Origin of the sequence: Cryobacterium shii (assembly GCF_004402595.1) — a bacterium.
Classification (GTDB): Bacteria; Actinomycetota; Actinomycetes; order Actinomycetales; family Microbacteriaceae; genus Cryobacterium; species Cryobacterium shii.
This window is the reverse complement of sequence record NZ_SOFY01000084.1, coordinates 1-14,184: the sequence shown is the minus strand read 5'-3', so window position 1 is coordinate 14,184 and position 14,184 is coordinate 1. Positions and strand designations below refer to the sequence as shown.

Genomic DNA, 14,184 nt, shown 5'->3' with positions numbered 1-14,184 from the left:
TGGGGCTCAGTTCGCCCGGGCCTCGGCCGCGGTGGCGGCCGCCTCCCGGATGTCCGCGATGATTCCCAGCACCCGGGGAACCTCCTCAGGCCCCCGCACGCGGTAGCCGGCCAGTGACGGCCCGGCGCCGATCTTGAGGCCGAGGTCACCCTCGTGCAGCACCGCGAAGGCGTCCTCGTCGGTCAGGTCGTCCCCGGCGTAGAACACCCGGTCGGCTCCCGTGTACTCGCGGAGCCGCTCGAGCGCGTCCCCCTTGGTGCTGCCCCGCACCGCGAACTCGAGCACGTCCTTGCCGGCGCGCACGGTCATCCCGGGTATCAGCACGCTGAGCTGGTCCCTGGCCTCCTTCTGGGCGGCCTGGCCGGCCTGCGGCGTGGCCAGGCGGGTGTGCAGGGCGCGCCCCGCGGGCTTTCGCTCAATCCAGGTGCCCTCGACGGATGCGGAGATGCCCTCGAGCACCCGGTTCAGGGTTTCCAGTTGTTCCAGTTCGGCGGCCACGAGATCCAACTGGATGTCGGCGGTGTCGAGCTGCACCTCGATCCCGTGGGAGCCGGTGAGCAGCACGTCATCCTGCGGGTCGGACACGTACCGCAGGCTGACCAGGGCCCGGCCGGAGACGAAGGCCACCCGCACTCCGTCCAGGTCGAGCAGGCGCTGCACGGCGCCCCGGGTGCCGTCCACGGCCCGCGCATCTTCCGGCCGGTCGACGTGCGGGGCGAGGGTCCCGTCGAAGTCGAGGGCCACGAGGAGCTTGTCCGCGCCGCTGACCTCGCGGAGCGCGCCCACGAGGGCGTCGGGGATTCCGGGGCGCACGGCGGCTCCTTCGGTGAGGGTGCGGAGGAAGGACGAGGACCAGGCGGCGACGTCGTTGTCGAAGACCTTGCGGCGCAGCGCGCGCATCCGTCGCTGACGTTCCGGGCGGGGCATGGCGATCGCCCGGAGGATGGCCGCCTTTACCCCGTCGATGTCGTGCGGGTTGATCAGCACGGCCTGCTTGAGCTCGTCGGCGGCCCCGGCGAACTCGCTCAGGACGAGTACGCCGTCGCGGTCGAAGCGCACAGCGACGTATTCCTTGGCGACGAGGTTCATGCCGTCCCGGAGCGCGGTGACGAGCATCACGTCCGCGGCCAGGTACAGGGCGACCATCTCCTCCCGCGGGTAGCCGTGGTGGTGGTAACTGATGGCGGTGTGGCTGATGGTCGAGAAGTCCCCGTTGAGCCGGCCGACCGCCAGTTCGATCTCGTCCCGCAGCGCGATGTAAGGCCCGACCCGTTCGCGGGAGGGGCTGGCCACCTGCACCAGGGTGACGTCCTCGACGCTCAGGCTGCCGTCGGCGAGCAGCTCGCCGAAGGCCTTGATCCGGTGCGCGATGCCCTTGGTGTAGTCCAGGCGGTCGACGCCGAGCATGATGGTCTTCGGGTTGCCGAGGTCTTCGCGGATCTGGCGGGCGCGCGCCTGAACCTCGGGGTCACGGGCCAGTTCCTCGTAGGAGGCCGCGTCGATGGAGATCGGGAAGTGTTTGGCGATCACTCGCCGCGTCTGGCCGTCGGGCGCCGGAACGTCGATGGCGACGCCGCGGGTCGGGTAACCGTAGAGGCGGCGCACGGCCCGGGAGAAGTTGCCCGCGTCGGCCAGGCGCTGGAATCCGACCAGGTCGGCCCCCAGCAGGCCGTCGAGGATCTGCTTGCGCCAGGGCAGCTGGGCGTAGATCCCGTAGGGCGGGAAGGGGATGTGGTTGAAGAAGCCGATCACGAGGTCGGGGCGCGCCTCGCGCAGCATCCGTGGCACGAGCTGCAGCTGGTAGTCGTGCACCCAGACGGTCGCGCCGGTGGACGCGGCGGCGGCGGCGGCCTCGGCAAAGCGCCGGTTGACCCGGACATAGGCGTCCCACCACTCGCGGTGAAAGCTCGGCGGTGCGATCACGTCGTGGTACAGCGGCCAGATGGTGTCGTTGGAGAAGCCCTCGTAATAGTCCTCGAGGTCGGCTTCGCTCAGCCGCACCGGCACGATCGAGATGCCGTCGTTCTCGAACGGTTCGAAGGTGCGGTCGGCGACTCCCGGCCAGCCGACCCAGGCGCCGTCGGAACTCCGCATCAACGGCTCCAGGGCGGTGACCAGCCCGCCGGGCGAGGTGCGCCAACTCTCGGTGCCGTCGTCGGCGACGTCGATCTCGACCGGGAGGCGGTTGGAGACCACGACCAGGGAATAGGTCACGTCGTGGCCATCGGCGGATGCCGTGGGTTCGGCTGAAGAAGAAATGGTCTCGTCCGTTCCGGCGGGCGCGGAGGCGATCGCCTGGGTGGACTTTCAAGGCTACCAGCGGGTCGGAAAGCGGCGTATTTTGGTTTGCAAACGTGTCGCGACGTGGCATGACCCAACGAGAACCGTTCGAAAAAGGCGGACCCATGACAACGCTCAGTTCGGTGCTGATCGCACTCTTCGTCATCATCCTTGTTTCCTTCATCGTGACCTTCGTCGTGGTGCGCATGCTCTACAAACGCCTTCGCCCGAGCCGGATGCTGACCGGCGCGGTTCTGCGCTCACAAGCCCGGGTGGTCCGGGGCCCGCAACGCGAGGTCCTGAAGCTGCGCGTGCGGCTGCAGGACACTCTCGACAGCGGGCAGGCAGCGGTCGACCTGGCCCGAAGCAGCGAGGGCCCGCTCGGCGAACTCCCGCGGCTCTTTCGCCGGGTCCGGAGCGAGGGCGCGACGCTGGAAACGCAGTTGCGGCTGCTGCAGAGCGAGAGCGATCCCGCTGTTCTCGCCGAGGCGATACCGGTGGCGCGCCGCCGGGTCGACCAGGTCGCCGTGCTGGTGCGCCGCCTGCGCTCGGCCGTCGCTTCCGGCCTCGGCGACCTGACCGACGACAGCCTGATGACCCTGCATTCCGATGTCGACCATGAGGTCGACGCGCTGAGGGCCGGAGTGCAGGAGTTGCGCACGCTCAACGGCAACGACGCATTCCCCTCCCCTCCTGTCCTTGAGGCGATGCACCGGGGGTCCACGAACCGGGTGTCAACGAACCGTCTGACCGGGGGGAACGGATCATGACCATCAGCTCGCGGCTGCGGGTCATCCTTCGCAGCAAGTCGTCCCGAGCCCTGACCCGGCTGGAGGACCCCCGGGAGGCCCTCGACGACAGCTACGAGCAACAGGTCAGGATGCTGCAGCAGATGCGGCAGGGACTGGCCGAGGTGGCGACGACGAAGAAACGGATCGAGCTGCAGGGGCAGGAAATGGGCTCCCGCTACCAGCGGCTGGCCGACCAGGCCCAGGAGGCTCTGAACCAGGGACGGGAAGACCTCGCCCGCACGGCACTCGAGCGCCGCTCCCTCCTCGAGAGCCAGGTCGCGGCCCTGCAGAACCAGTACACCGCGCTGGAACACCAGCAGGCGCAACTGCACGACAACGAGCGTCGCCTCGCTGAACGGGTCGCCGCCTTCCGCACGGAGAAAGAGACGATCAAGGCCACCTACTCCGCGTCCGAGGCGCGGGTGAGGGCCAACCAGGCCGCGGCGGGGATCGGCTCCCAGATGAGCGATGTCGGCATCAACCTCGACCGGGCCAAAGACCGGGTCGCGCAGATGCAGGCCCGCGCCGCCGCCACCGACGAGCTGCTCTCCAGCGGCGCCTTGAGCGATGCCACCGCCGCGCCCGACGCGGACCTCGAACGCCAGCTGTCGGCCGGCACGACGAAAGCAGACGTCGACCGCCAACTCCAGGCGATGAAGAACGCCCGCGCTTCCCGCCCGGGCAGCGCCCCCGGCACCGGGCCGGGCAGCCGGGGCGGAGCCCGACCCCAGCCCGGAACCGACGCCTGGCTGAGCATCGGCCAGGGCCCGAACACCCCCTGACCGGTCGGCGAACCAGCCCGCCCGCTCCGACGAAGTCCGTGCCGGTGAAGCAGGCCCGGCGTCGAACCAATTCGACGGAGATTTTGAGTTAAAACCACCCAATCGGTGCGCCGGGGCACGATATCGGCAAAATCTCCGTCGAATTGGTTCGCGAGCAGTTCGTGGGGCGGCGGGCAGCGGGCAGTGGCCGGTGAAAAAACGGGTCGGATCACAGGAATATCCGGTGGGCCGGGTAGCGTGGAGGCAGGAGGCCCTTTTATGCGCAAGTTCATTTTCAGCAGTGCCATGCTCGGTGTACTGGCCGGCGGGCTGAACATCCTGCACGCCACCCGCACCGAGAAACACGACTGGCGTCTGGTCCTGATGTGGATCGGCTGGGGACTCAGTTTCGCCGTCGCCGTCGGCACGATCATCGAAGACGCCGACGAGCGCCAGATCGAGCACTGACCGGGGGTTCTGCGGCGTGTCAGAACGGTTTGCCTGCGTGAAGGCGGCACACTGGGAGTAATACTCAGCACAGCCGAGAGGGGCTCCCCGATGTTTGGTCGTCGACGTCGCGTCGAACCGGTGGCGCCGGTCACCCCGCCGCCCCTGGCCGAGCTCACCGACGAACAGGTCTTCGCTCTTCTGCACGAGCAGCTCGCGCAGCTTGTCGGAACCCAGGGGCAGTGGACCCTCGTGCCCCGCAGCAGCGACGACACCGATGTGATCTTCCACGGCCTGAAGGCACACCAGATCGCGTCCTCGCTCGCTGCCGTGCTGCGCATCGAGACGGCTGCCCTGCGCGGCGAGGTCTCGGCGGAGCCGACGGCCCTGTCCTGGACGCCGGCCCCGATTTCCGTGTGGGCCGAGCCGGAGCGAGCAGCCCTGGCCCCCGTGGCACTGCCCCACTTCTCCTCGGCCGCGCCCGAAGCGGCCGAGTCGACGGATCGCGCCCGACTCGTCGCTTAAGAGCGGCGCGAGCAGCCAGACCGACCGGTCTGGGCTCCTGGGTCAGTCAGCCGACGGGTTTCCAATCCGCCGGGCCCGTGGTCCCCGCCGGATAGTCCCCCAGGGGTACGGCATCCGTGCGCCAGGCGGCAAGCACCGGCGCCACGATGCGCCAGCACTCTTCCGCGGAGTCCCCACGCACCGAGAGCGTCGGATCCCCGCCGAGCACTCCCTCGAGCACCTCGCCGTACGCCAGCAGTTGACCCGGCCCGAATGCCGCGTTGAGGTGCACCCGGTCAAGGGTGAGCGGGTCCCCCGGGCCGTTGAGGTTCAGTTCCAGCGAGATCTCGTCCGGGACCAGCAGGATCCGCAGGACGGTCGGGCCCGGCTGGGCGCCGAACCCGGTCGGCAGGTACGGCACCGGTTTGAAAGTGATCACGATTTCACGGCGGCGCTCGGCGAGGGCCTTCCCTGATCGCAGGGTGAACGGGACGCCCGCCCAGCGCCAGGTGTTGATCTCGAGAGTGACCTCGGCCAGAGTCTCGGTATTGTTCTCCGCCCGCACCCCGTGCTCATCGACGTACGACGGCACGGAGTGCCCGTCGACGACACCGGCGGTGTAGCGAGCGCGATGGCTATTGCGTGCGGGGTTGCCGTTGCGCAGCCGGGTGGCGCGCAGCACGATTCCCTTCGCATCCCGGAGGTCGGCCGCTCCCAGAGAGGACGGTGGCTCCATGGCCAGCACGGCCAGCACCTGCAGAAGGTGACTCTGGATCATGTCGACCAGGGCGCCGGCGCGGTCGTAGTACCCCGCCCGGCCCTCCAGGCCGAGCTGCTCGTCGTAGACGATGTCCACACGCTCGATGTGCTCGCTGCTCCACAGCGGTTCGAAGATCCGGTTGGCGAATCGGAGCCCGAGCAGGTTGTAGACGGTGGAGCGCCCCAGAAAGTGGTCAACGCGATGGATCTGGTTCTCGGGCACGAATCCGGCGAGCCGGGCGTTCAGGGCGACGGCGCTCTCCTCATCGACGCCAAAGGGTTTCTCGAGGGCGATCTGGGCGCCCGCCGGCAGCCCGACCTCGGCGAGCGCGTCACACACCAGGGCGGCGACGGCGGGAGGCACGGCCAGGTACACGGCCGGCACGCCCTCGCATTCCGCCAGCACCCGGGCGAGGTCCGCCGGATCCGCGGGATTCGCCGTGTGATACGTGGTCTCGGCGATGACCCTGTCCACGGCGGACCCTGAGGCTCCGGCCGTGGCGAACGATTTCTTCACGACGGCCCGCCAGGCGGCCGGAGTGAATTCTTCCCGCCCCGCTCCGACCAGCTGCAGCCGGCGCTCGGGCTGCTTCGTCAGGAGCTGACCCAGGGCGGGCATGAGAAGGCGGGATGACAGGTCCCCGCCCGCACCCAGGAGAAGAAACGTCGAGATGTGCGCGGTCATCTGACAAACCTAGCTGGCAGGGTGTCTGCATGGCGCTCAACATCGAAGATTATGCCCTGATCAGCGACTGCCACACCGCGGCCCTCGTCGGCCGGGACGGGAGCATTGACTGGCTCTGCCTGCCCCGCTACGACTCGGCCTCGATGTTCGGGGCCCTCCTCGGCGACGAGGACCACGGACGATGGCTCCTGGCGCCCGTGGACGATTCGGCCACCTGCACACGCTCCTATGTCGACGGCACCTTCATCCTGTCCCAGGTCTGGACGACGGAGACGGGGCAGGTGGGGGTCCTGGATTTCATGCCCCACGGCGATCGGCGATCGGACCTGGTGCGCCGGGTGCTGGGCATCTCCGGATCGGTGCGGATGGGCCAGGAGTTACGCATCCGCTTCGGCTGTGCGACGACCATGCCCTGGGTTCGCCAGCTCCGCCGCGGAGACCAGCGTGACCTGATCGCCGTGGCGGGTCCGGACGCCGTGATCCTGCGGGGTCCCGGCCTGACTCCGGCGGACCACCGGCACGTCTCGCAATTGACCGTCGCGGCCGGCGAGACCGTCGACCTGCAACTGGCCTGGTACCCGTCGCACGAGGAGCCGCCACACGCCCTGGATGTCACCGACTCCCTGCACCGCACGGCCGAGTGGTGGCAGGGCTGGGCGCGCTCGTACACCCACGAAGGCGCTTTCCGGGACGAGGTGGTGCGATCGATGCTCGTGCTGCGTGCGCTCACGCACGAGACCACCGGGGGAATCGTGGCTGCCGCGACCACGTCCCTTCCCGAGTCCCGGGGCGGGCACCGCAACTGGGATTACCGGTACGTCTGGCTCCGGGATGCCGCCCTCACCCGGTCCGTGCTGCTGTCCCACGGATACGAGGTGGAGGCCCAGGGCTGGCGGGCCTGGCTGTTGCGGGCGGTTGCTGGCGGTTGCCGGCGGTTGCCGGCGACCCGGAGGATGTGCAGATCATGTACGGGCTCTCGGGCGAACGCTACCTCCCCGAACGCGAGCTGACCAGCCTGCCGGGATACCGCGGCGCCGGACCGGTGCGGGTGGGCAACGGCGCCGTCAACCAGTTCCAGGCCGACGTCATCGGCGAGGTGCTGGTTGCGCTGCACGCTGCCCGCGAGGCGGGGATCACTGAAACGGAGTTCTCCTGGCCGCTGCAGCGGGCCCTGATCGACTACCTCGAGCACAACTGGTCTCGCCCGGACCAGGGCATCTGGGAGGTGCGCGGACCGGCCCGCGAATTCGCCCACTCCCGCGTGATGGTCTGGGCGGCCTTCGACCGGATGGTGCGCGGCGTGAGCGAGTTCGGACTCGACGGGCCGGTCGAGCGCTGGGCCGAATTGCGCGAGAAGGTGCGGCTGGACATCGAGCGGCACGGATTCGACGCGGAGCGCAACATCTTCACCCAGTACTTCGGCGGTAGCGATGTGGACGCATCCCTGCTCGTACTCCCCCAGGTCGGCTTCTGCGCGCCGGACGATCCACGGATGCTCGGCACGGTGGCCGCGATCGAGGCCGACCTTCTCAGCGGCGGCCTGGTGCTGCGCTACCGCACCGACACGACCGTGGCCGGTCTCCCCGCGGGCGAGCAACCATTCCTGGCGTGCTCGTTCTGGCTGGTCGAACAGTATGCCGCGTCCGGCAGGGGCTCCGACGCGACGGCCCTGATGGAGCGTCTGGTAGCACTCTCCAACGACGTCGGCCTGCTCTCCGAGGAGTACGACGTTCGCTACGGTCACCAGGCGGGCAACACGCCGCAGGCGCTGTCCCACCTGGCGCTGGCGCTGGCGGCTGACGCGATCGTCGCCGGCTCCGTGCCGGTCGGAACATCCGCCGCCGGCCCAGGATTATAGAGTTCGGTCATATTCTTTGTAGGTCTTCGTCGGAACGGGGCCGCCGGAGGATTCTAGATTGAAGAGCATGACCGCACGCACCCGCACCCGCACACTCACCGTCCGTGATCTCGCGCAGATTGCCATCTTCGCCGCCCTGATCGCTGCCCTGGGGCTGCCGGGCGCCCTGACCATCGGTGCGGTGGCCGTGCCGATCACCTTCCAGACCCTGGGGGTGATGCTGGCGGGCGCCGTGCTCGGCGCCCGGAAGGGCTTCTTCGCCGTGGCGCTGCTCCTTGTGCTGGCCGCGGCGGGCCTGCCCCTGTTGTCGGGCGGCCGCGGCGGGCTGGTCTGGTTCACCACGAGCCCGGCGGCCGGTTACCTCTACGGCTGGCTGCTGGGCGTGGTGGTCATCGGCTACCTGACCGGGAGGCTGCTCCCCCGCTACCCGTTCTGGGCCGCGCTGGGTGCGACCGTGCTGGGCGGCATCGTCGTGGTCTACCTCGTCGGCGTACCGGTCACCGCGCTGAACCTGGGCCTGCCGGTCTGGGTTGCGGCGGTCGACAGCGTGAAATTCCTGCCGGGTGACGTGCTCAAGGCTGTCGTCACCGTGCTGGTCGCACGCCAGGTGCACAAGGCCTACCCCGGGCTGATCCCGGTGCGTCGCCGGTCAGCCCGCACGTCGAAGGTCTTCGCCGGTCGCCGATGAGCTCGATCAGCTTCGACGGGGTCTCGCATGCGTTCGGCGAACGGATGGTGCTACGCGACATCCGTCTGAATCTCACCGAGCGGAGGGTTGGGATCGTCGGCGCCAATGGCTCCGGCAAGTCCACGCTGGTGCGGCTGATCAACGGGTTGATCACCCCCGACAGCGGAACGGTCACGGTCGACGGGCTGAACGTGGCCCGCAACGCCAAAGAGGTGCGGCGCAAGGTGGGGTTCATTTTCACGAACCCGGACAACCAGATCGTCATGCCCACCGTCGCGGAGGACGTCGCGTTCACCCTGCGGCGGCGCGGGCTGACCCGGGATGAGGTAGCCGCCCGAACGACGGCCGCGCTGGATCGGTTCGGCCTCAGCCAGCATGCCGACCACCCGGCGCACCGACTGTCCGGCGGTCAGAAACAGCTGCTCGCCCTGGCCGCCGTGCTCGTCGCTGAACCGCAGATCGTGGTGGCGGACGAACCGACCACCCTGCTCGACGCGCGGAACGCCCGCCGGATCACCGAGCTCCTGCTCGGGATGAGCCAGCAGGTCATCGTGGTGACCCACCAGCTCGAGTTGCTGGCCGCCTTCGACCGTGTGGTGGTGATCGAGGACGGCCGGGTCGTCGCCGACGGCACGCCGGAGGCCGCCCTCGGGTCGTATCGGGCACTGCTGGCATGATCGGGCTGTACCACCCCGGGCACTCGCTCATCCACCGTGCACCGATGCTGCTCAAGCTGGCGCTGCTCTCCGCCGGGGTGATGATCGTGGGGCTGCTCGGGGAGCCGTGGCAACTCGGCGCCGCCCTCGCGGTCGTGTTCGGGCTCTACCTCGTGGCGCGCGTGCCCCTGGCACCGGCCTGGCAGCAGATCGGGCCGATCCTCTGGGTCCTGCTGATCGCCGTGCCCGTGCAGGCTCTGTTCGCGGGCTGGACCGTCGCCGGCCTGATGGCCGGGCGCCTGCTGATCGCGGTGGCGCTGGCCGCACTGTTCACCCTGACCACCACGGTCACGGCCGTGCTCGAGGGGTTCCAACGGATGCTGCGGCCGTTGCGCCGCTGGATCGACGCCGACCGGGTCGGACTGCTCGTGGCCCTCACCCTGCGCTGCATCCCCCTCGTCGCCGAGATCGTGACCGAGGTGATCGAGGCCCGCCGGGCCCGGGGAACCCAGGGATCTCTGCTGGCCCTCGCTGTGCCGGTCGTGGTGCGCTCCCTGTATGCGGCGGACGCGATCGGCGAGGCCCTGGTGGCCCGCGGCCTCGACGACTGAACCGCTCCCCGGCCGAGGCGCCGCATCCCTTGCCGGTCCGCATGGCCGGGGGCAGACTGATCAGGGCAGAACCTCCCCGGACCCGATAGTGGAGGACACCATGGGCACAGGAAACATGAGCACGCTCGTCGTCTACGACTCGAACTTCGGCAACACCCAGGTGATCGCCGAGGCGATTGCCGCAGAGCTCGGCGAGGACACCCGAGCCGTTCCCGTTGCCGGTCTGGGACTCGACAGTCTCACCGGCGTCGAACTCCTCGTCGTGGGCGGCCCGGTCAACGGCTGGCGTCCCTCGCCGCGGATGCAGACGTTCCTCGCCCAGTTCAGCCACGGAACCCTGCGAGGGGTGCGGGCCGCGGCGTTCGACACGCGGCTCAGGCTGTTCATCCACGGAGACGCCGCCGGCAAGATGGCGCACGCCCTCGAGCGGGCGGGCGCCCATATCGTGGCCAGGCCCGTGGGGTTCGTCGTGGAGGGCACGCACGGTCCCCTGGCGGCGGGCGAGCTCGAGAAAGCGGTCGCGTGGGCGGGGTCGATCGTGTCCGCCATCCACCGATAGTGCGCGAAAAAGGCCCGGATCGAGGGGATCCGGGCCTTGTGGGGTTGCGCTACTTGCTGGTGAGCAAGTCCACGTAATCCTGGTTTTCGGAGATCCACTTCGCCACGATCGGCTCGTAGTCCTTGCCGTCGTAGTCGACGAACATGGCCTTTTCGAGCGAGTACAGCTTGTCGAGGTCCATGTCGAAGCCCTTGATCCAGGTGGTGGCCCGCGGGAAGTCGTCGGCGAAGTCGGCCTTGGCGTAGGAGTGCAGACTCTCCTTGCCCTTCAGCGCGCCCTTGGGGTCGTCGAGGGTCTTGATCGGCAGCGAACCGTACGCCCAGTGCGGCTCCCAGAGGGTCACGGCGATGTTCTCGCCGGCTTTGGTGGCCGCGGTGAGTTCGGTGAGCATGGCGGCGGTCGACGAGGTCAGGTATTCCATGTCCTCGAGGCCGTAGGTCGGGATGACCTTCTCGGTGGTCGCCTTGGTCAGGCCGGCTCCGGGCTCGATCCCGACGATGCGATTGCCGAACTTGTCGGCGTTCTTGGCCAGCTCGTCGAGGGAGTCGATCGGGGCGTCCTCGTTCACGGCGATGGTCAGCCGTGATTCCTTGTTCCAGGCCCCCAGATCGACGATGTCGTCGCCGTATTCCTTGACGTAGGACGCGTGGGTCTTGGGCATCCAGACATCCATGTTCAGGTCGTAGTCGCCGGTGGAGAGACCGGAGTAGACGGGGGCGACGTCAGCGTATTCCAGCTCGGCGTTGTAGCCCTTCTCGTCGAGGATGGCCTTCCAGAGTTCGGACACCGCGACGCCTTCGTCCCAGCCGTTGAACACGGCGATGGTGATGTCTTTCTTGTCCTTATTGCCGTTTCCGACGGTCTCCGCTTCGGAGGCCGCGCAGCCGGACAGGGCGAGAAGCCCGACGGCTCCGATGGCGAGGAGGGACAGTGATCGTTTCTTCATGGTGTTTCCTTTCGGGTCACCTGACGGTGACCGGGGTGCAACAGTGAGCAGGTCAGGCAGCCAGAGCTTGCTGGCTGCGACGCTTGCGGGCCGCGAGGATGCGGCCGAGGGGGGTGTCGCCGGTGCCGAGGGCCGCGGTCAGTCGGTCGAGGAAGATCGCGAGGATCACCACGGCCAGGCCGGCCTCGAAGCCGAGTGCGACATCGATGCGGTTCAGGCTGGCGACGACATCCGCTCCGAGCCCACCGGCACCGACCATTCCTGCGATGACGACCATCGACAGGGAGAGCATGATGACCTGGTTGATACCGGCCATGATGGTCGGCATGGCCAGCGGCAGCTGGATCTGGCGGAGTATCCGCCACGGCGAGGCGCCGAAGGCCTGGCCGGCTTCGACGACTTCCCGGTCCACCCCGCGGATACCCAGTTCGGTCAGGCGCACTCCCGGAGCCATCGCGAAGATGATGGTGGCCACGATGCCGGGAACGACGCCGACGCGGAACAGGATCAGCGCGGGAATCAGGTACACGAAGGCCGGCATGGTCTGCATGAAGTCCAGAATCGGGCGGATGATGTTGGACGCCACCGTCGATTTGGCCGCCAGAATTCCCAGCGGCAGGCTGAAAGCGATCGCCAGCACACTGGCGACGAGCACCAGCGCGAGGGTGTCCATCGCGTTTTCCCACTGGTCGACGCCGACGATCACCGTGAGGCCGAGGATTGTTCCGACCATGAATTTCCAGCCGCGGGTGGCCAGGGCCAGTCCCGCCGCGAGCACGATGATCACCCAGAAGGGCGGCGTCACCAGCAGGAAGTCGACCAGCTCATACGCACCGTCGAAGGCGGCCCGGATGAAGTCGAAGAAGAAACCGAACGTGTCGGTGATCCAGTCGATGAAGCCCTCGACGATGGTGCCGAGGGGAAGGCGGAAGTCGTTCACAGTGCGGCTCCTTCCAGCGCGGTTTCGCGCAGGGTTTCGGTGATCATGCTGACGGAGATGGTCGCCGCCGGCTCGATCACGGGCAGGTCACCGGTGTTCGTGCTCACGTTGCCGAGCGCGGCCAGCAGGGTCACCCGGGGGATGACGCCGAGCAGGCGCTTCTTCTCGTCGACGACGGCAATGGCCAGGTCGCTCTCAACCGAGGGTTCGACCAGCTCGACGAGCGGGGCATCCGGGCTGACCGAGACGGCGTCGCCCAGGATGATCGAGCGCAGGTCGGCGTCCCCGGCCTTGACGAGTTTGAGCACGTCGCGGTCGCGAACGACCCCGGCGAAGCTGCCGTCGCGGTTGAGCACGAACGCGGCGGAAGTCTGGAAGTCGCGCATGATGCGGAGGGCGGCACGCGGACCACCGGTGGTCGTGACGACGGCGCGCACCGGCTCCATCACACTGGCAGCGGTCAGCACCCGGGCACGGTCGACGTCCTGCACGAACTGGGCGACGTAATCGTTGGCCGGGTCGGTGAGGATCTCTTCCGGCGTGCCGATCTGAACGATCCGCCCGTCGCGCATGACCGCGATGCGGTCACCCAGGAACATGGCCTCGTTGAGGTCGTGCGTGATGAAGATGATGGTCTTGCCGAGCTCGGCCTGCAGCTCGATCAGCTGTTCCTGCATCTCGCGGCGGATCAGCGGGTCGAGAGCCGAGAAGGCCTCGTCCATCAGCAGCACATCGGTGTCGGCGGCGAGTGCGCGGCCGAGGCCGACGCGCTGCTGCATCCCACCGGAGAGTTCAGACGGCAGGCTGTCGGCCCAGCCGTCGAGCCCCACGAGACGGATGATGGTGCGGGCCTTGGCCAGGCGTTCCTCGCGCCCCATACCCTGCACCTCGAGTCCGTAGGCCACATTGTCGATGACCGAGCGGTGCGGCAGCAGGGCGAAGTGCTGGAAGACCATGGAGATGTTCTTGCGACGCACGTCCCGCAGCTGGGCGGCCGGGATGCCGGTGATCGGCTGACCCGCCACGGTCACGGTGCCGGAGGTGGCATCCAGTAGACCGTTGAGCATGCGGATCAGGGTGGACTTGCCCGAGCCGGACAGCCCCATCACCACGAATATCTCGCCACGGTGCACCTCGAAGGAGGCGTCGATCACGGCGGCGGTGCCCAGCGAGGACACCTCGTCGCGGCTCGATCCCGCTTTCATTTTCTTGACTACCTCGTGCGGGCGACGCCCGAACGCTTTGTACAGTCGATCTGCCTTCACGGCAATGGTTTCGGTCACGGATTCTCCCCGGCACGCCGGGCGCGGCCGTCTTGACGGCCGACGTGTCGGGTGCGCGCTGTGTCGGACGGGTAGGCCGTGACCGGCCTCGACGCCGTTTCGGGCGTGGGCTGGAGCGATCATGGGACCGCATCCGTCAGGGCCTCACCATACGAAATGGCCGTCCCAATGGGGTCGTGGCTGCGTGTTCGCGTCCTGGTGAAGGGTCGTAAGACCAGCTACTACCCTAACACGGGGGGAGTTTTCATCGCAGGATCTGCGATTTCAGCGGCGGTAGGCAACCCTGGGTCGGGCTCCGGCGGCGGCGCTTCGGGTTTCACCGCACGGATGAACGTGGCCGGCTCGGTCACGAATGCGCGCCCGCTCGGCGAGGTCCACCTCAGGGTGCCGGCCTCCAGGTGTTTCACCGTCCACCG

The 14,184-nt window shown here is 68.4% G+C and carries 14 protein-coding genes and 1 pseudogene; 10 read left to right on the top strand and 5 right to left on the bottom strand.

Annotated features, from left to right (window positions below):
• Positions 1 to 6: 6 nt before the first annotated feature.
• Entirely contained in the window at positions 7 to 2,214 is a 2,208-nt protein-coding gene (locus E3O49_RS15260) for a bifunctional alpha,alpha-trehalose-phosphate synthase (UDP-forming)/trehalose-phosphatase (RefSeq protein ID WP_241975940.1), read from the bottom strand.
• Between the two features lie 191 nt (positions 2,215 to 2,405).
• On the opposite strand from E3O49_RS15260, the gene E3O49_RS15255 reads away from it, so the two are divergent.
• The 4 genes from E3O49_RS15255 to E3O49_RS15240 all read left to right on the top strand — a co-directional run bounded on the left by E3O49_RS15255 (position 2,406) and on the right by E3O49_RS15240 (position 4,804).
• Complete coding sequence (locus E3O49_RS15255; RefSeq protein ID WP_134402820.1) at positions 2,406 to 3,050, top strand: hypothetical protein; 645 nt, start codon at positions 2,406 to 2,408, stop codon at positions 3,048 to 3,050.
• Complete coding sequence (locus tag E3O49_RS15250) at positions 3,047 to 3,853, top strand: PspA/IM30 family protein (RefSeq protein ID WP_134451862.1); 807 nt, start codon at positions 3,047 to 3,049, stop codon at positions 3,851 to 3,853. The genes E3O49_RS15255 and E3O49_RS15250 overlap by 4 nt, the downstream gene beginning before the upstream one ends.
• A gap of 258 nt (positions 3,854 to 4,111) precedes the next feature.
• Positions 4,112 to 4,300 carry a hypothetical protein gene (locus E3O49_RS15245; RefSeq protein ID WP_134365211.1) on the top strand — a complete coding sequence of 63 codons (189 nt, stop codon included), beginning with the start codon at positions 4,112 to 4,114 and terminating at the stop codon, positions 4,298 to 4,300.
• A 90-nt stretch (positions 4,301 to 4,390) separates the two neighbouring features.
• Complete coding sequence (locus tag E3O49_RS15240) at positions 4,391 to 4,804, top strand: hypothetical protein (protein WP_134365210.1); 414 nt, start codon at positions 4,391 to 4,393, stop codon at positions 4,802 to 4,804.
• Positions 4,805 to 4,850: 46 nt separating this feature from the next.
• On the opposite strand, the gene E3O49_RS15235 is transcribed toward E3O49_RS15240, so the two are convergent.
• Complete coding sequence (locus tag E3O49_RS15235) at positions 4,851 to 6,227, bottom strand: glucose-6-phosphate dehydrogenase (protein ID WP_134402818.1); 1,377 nt, start codon at positions 6,225 to 6,227, stop codon at positions 4,851 to 4,853.
• A gap of 29 nt (positions 6,228 to 6,256) precedes the next feature.
• Between E3O49_RS15235 and E3O49_RS15230 the strand changes: the two are divergent.
• The 5 genes and pseudogenes from E3O49_RS15230 (at position 6,257) to E3O49_RS15210 (ending at position 10,599) form a co-directional block, all read left to right on the top strand.
• A pseudogene (locus E3O49_RS15230) lies at positions 6,257 to 8,085 on the top strand (glycoside hydrolase family 15 protein).
• A gap of 67 nt (positions 8,086 to 8,152) precedes the next feature.
• Positions 8,153 to 8,773 (top strand): biotin transporter BioY, encoded by a 621-nt coding sequence (locus E3O49_RS15225; protein ID WP_134365208.1) that lies wholly within the window; start codon positions 8,153 to 8,155, stop codon positions 8,771 to 8,773.
• On the top strand, positions 8,770 to 9,450 hold the full coding sequence (locus tag E3O49_RS15220) for an energy-coupling factor ABC transporter ATP-binding protein (protein WP_134365207.1): 681 nt from the start codon (positions 8,770 to 8,772) through the stop codon (positions 9,448 to 9,450). Before E3O49_RS15225 ends, E3O49_RS15220 begins: the two co-directional genes overlap by 4 nt.
• On the top strand, positions 9,447 to 10,040 hold the full coding sequence (locus tag E3O49_RS15215; RefSeq protein WP_134365206.1) for an energy-coupling factor transporter transmembrane component T family protein: 594 nt from the start codon (positions 9,447 to 9,449) through the stop codon (positions 10,038 to 10,040). Before E3O49_RS15220 ends, E3O49_RS15215 begins: the two co-directional genes overlap by 4 nt.
• Before the next feature lie 100 nt (positions 10,041 to 10,140).
• Complete coding sequence (locus E3O49_RS15210; RefSeq protein WP_241975938.1) at positions 10,141 to 10,599, top strand: flavodoxin family protein; 459 nt, start codon at positions 10,141 to 10,143, stop codon at positions 10,597 to 10,599.
• A gap of 49 nt (positions 10,600 to 10,648) precedes the next feature.
• On the opposite strand, the gene E3O49_RS15205 is transcribed toward E3O49_RS15210, so the two are convergent.
• Genes E3O49_RS15205 through E3O49_RS15195 form a run of 3 tightly spaced genes read right to left on the bottom strand, consistent with a single transcriptional unit; the run spans position 10,649 to position 13,768 of the window.
• The gene (locus tag E3O49_RS15205; RefSeq protein ID WP_134365205.1) at positions 10,649 to 11,545 is read right to left on the bottom strand and encodes a glycine betaine ABC transporter substrate-binding protein; all 897 of its coding nucleotides are present in this window, start codon (positions 11,543 to 11,545) and stop codon (positions 10,649 to 10,651) included.
• A gap of 52 nt (positions 11,546 to 11,597) precedes the next feature.
• Positions 11,598 to 12,485, bottom strand: coding sequence for an ABC transporter permease (locus E3O49_RS15200; RefSeq protein WP_134402817.1), 888 nt, complete (start codon positions 12,483 to 12,485; stop codon positions 11,598 to 11,600).
• Positions 12,482 to 13,768 carry a quaternary amine ABC transporter ATP-binding protein gene (locus E3O49_RS15195; protein WP_241978593.1) on the bottom strand — a complete coding sequence of 429 codons (1,287 nt, stop codon included), beginning with the start codon at positions 13,766 to 13,768 and terminating at the stop codon, positions 12,482 to 12,484. The genes E3O49_RS15200 and E3O49_RS15195 overlap by 4 nt, the downstream gene beginning before the upstream one ends.
• Before the next feature lie 78 nt (positions 13,769 to 13,846).
• Here E3O49_RS15195 and E3O49_RS16890 point away from each other — a divergent pair.
• A partial coding sequence (locus tag E3O49_RS16890) for a hypothetical protein (protein ID WP_206750368.1) occupies positions 13,847 to 14,184 on the top strand: 338 nt, incomplete at its 3' end.